Source organism: Streptomyces bohaiensis (genome assembly GCF_012033785.1).
GTDB classification, from domain to species: Bacteria; Actinomycetota; Actinomycetes; order Streptomycetales; family Streptomycetaceae; genus Streptomyces; species Streptomyces bohaiensis.
On record NZ_JAAVJC010000470.1, the window covers coordinates 1 to 1,965 of the forward strand.

The following is a 1,965-nucleotide window of genomic DNA, read 5'->3' on the forward strand; positions in this document are numbered from 1 at the left end:
GTCCAGCGGTGCGGCCGCCAGCGCGAGCGCGACCAGCTGGCTGCCCTCGTCCTGCACCCCGGCGCGCCCCTCGGCGACCGCCGGCACCGCGGCGGGCTCGCCGCCCTGCGTCAGCCGGGCGGCGTAGGGGCTGTGGAGTCCGGGCTCGGCACCGGCGGCCAGCAGCTCCGCCACCTCGGCCCGGCCCGGGCGGGCGACCAGGGTGACGGCCGGCCGCTCGTTGTCCGCCTCCAGCAGCGCCTCCATGCCGGCGCGGCCGCCGCCGAGCGCGTCCCACATCGCCGAGACCACCCACCGCGGGTGCGCGTGCCGGATGGCGAGGTGTTCCTCGGCGTCCTCCTCGTAGGGCGGGGCGACCCGCTCCAGCCAGCTGTCGAGGTCGTGCGCCGTGAGCTTGCGGAGCACCGCGTTGACGAACTTGGCACGCCCGTCGCCGACCGTGGCCCGGGCCAGTTCCACCGTGGCGGAGACGGAGGCGTGGCTGGGGATGCGGGTGGACAGCAGTTGGTGGGCGCCGAGGGAGAGGACGTCCAGTACGGGCGGGTCGACCTCCCGCAGCGGCCGGTCGACGCACTCGGCGAGGATCGCGTCGTAGGTGCCCTGGCGGCGCAGCGTGCCGTAGACGAGTTCGGTGGCGAGCGCCGCGTCCCGGTCGTCCATGCCCTTCTGCCGGGCCTCCCGGAGCATCGGGGGCAGGACGAGGTTGGCGTACGCGTCCCGCTCGTCCACGGCGCGCAGCGCGTGGAAGGCGAGCAGCCGGACCGGGTCCTTCCGGGGGCGGCGGTAGGGACGGGCGGGACGGCTCGGGCCGGTGGACACTGCTGGTTCGCTCCGCGGTGCTGACGTGGACGGGTGGGGCTGCTCGGAACGGGGCGCCGGGTGGGGGCGGCCCCGTCCGCGGGCGGGGGGCGGTCAGGTGCCGAGGAGTTCCCCGGGCGCGGGGCGCACCCCGCGCGCCCAGTCGGCGGCGGCCATGGGCTTCTTGCCCTGCGGCTGCACCCACTGGAGCTCCACCGCGTGCGAGCCGGTGCCGACGTGGACGTGGTTCTTGTCGGCGACGACCGCACCGGGCGGCAGCCCGGTGCGGGTGGGCGCGAGCGCCAGCTGGCGCACCTTGAGCCGTTCGCCCCGGAAGGTGGTCCAGGCACCGGGCGCGGGTGAGCAGCCGCGGACGACCCGGTCGACACGGAGGGCGGGGGCGGCCCAGTCCAGGCGTGCGTCCTCGACGGTCAGCTTCGGGGCGAGGGTCACGCCCTCGGCGGGCTGCGGCACGCCCTGCAGCGAGCCGTCCGCCAGGCCGTCCATGGTGGCGGCCAGCAGCCCGGCGCCCGCGAACGCGAGCCGGGTCAGCAGGTCGCCGCTGGTGTCGCGGGTGCGGACGTCCTCGGTGACGACGCCGTAGACCGGCCCGGAGTCCAGTCCCTCCTCGATCTGGAAGGTGGAGGCTCCGGTGGTCTCGTCGCCCGCCATCACCGCGTGCTGCACCGGGGCGGCGCCGCGCCACGCGGGAAGCAGCGAGAAGTGCAGGTTGACCCAGCCCAGCCGGGGGATGTCGAGCGCGTCGCGCGGGATGAGCGCCCCGTAGGCGACCACCGGGCAGCAGTCGGGGGCGATGGCGCGCAGCCGGTCCTGGAAGGCGGGGTCGCGCGGATGGGCGGGGCGCAGGACCTCGATGCCCTCGTCCAGCGCGTGCTGCGCCACCGGGGAGGCGACGAGGCGGCGCCCGCGGCCGGCCGGGGCGTCGGGCCGGGTCACCACCGCCGCCACCTCGTGCCGTCCGGAGGCGAGCAGTGCGTCCAGTGCGGGCACGGCCACCTCGGGGGTGCCGGCGAAGACGAGCCTCATGCTGGGTCGGTCACCGTTTCTGTGCGGGGGCTGCGGGGCGGTGCGGGGTCGCGGCGCCGATGGGCGGGGCGCGACCGGGGTGCAGTCTACGGTCCGCCGCGCCGCCGCGCCCGGCGAGCC

General features: G+C 77.3%; 2 protein-coding genes. Both read right to left on the bottom strand.

Annotated elements, in window-relative coordinates:
* Nucleotides 1-819, bottom strand: an 819-nt coding sequence (locus HCN52_RS24020) for a transcription antitermination factor NusB (protein ID WP_312876859.1), incomplete at its 3' end; no start/stop codon positions are given.
* A gap of 93 nt (nt 820-912) precedes the next feature.
* Nucleotides 913-1,845 carry a methionyl-tRNA formyltransferase gene (fmt, locus tag HCN52_RS24025; RefSeq protein ID WP_168090522.1) on the bottom strand — a complete coding sequence of 311 codons (933 nt, stop codon included), beginning with the start codon at nt 1,843-1,845 and terminating at the stop codon, nt 913-915.
* Between the last annotated feature and the right edge of the window lie 120 nt (nt 1,846-1,965).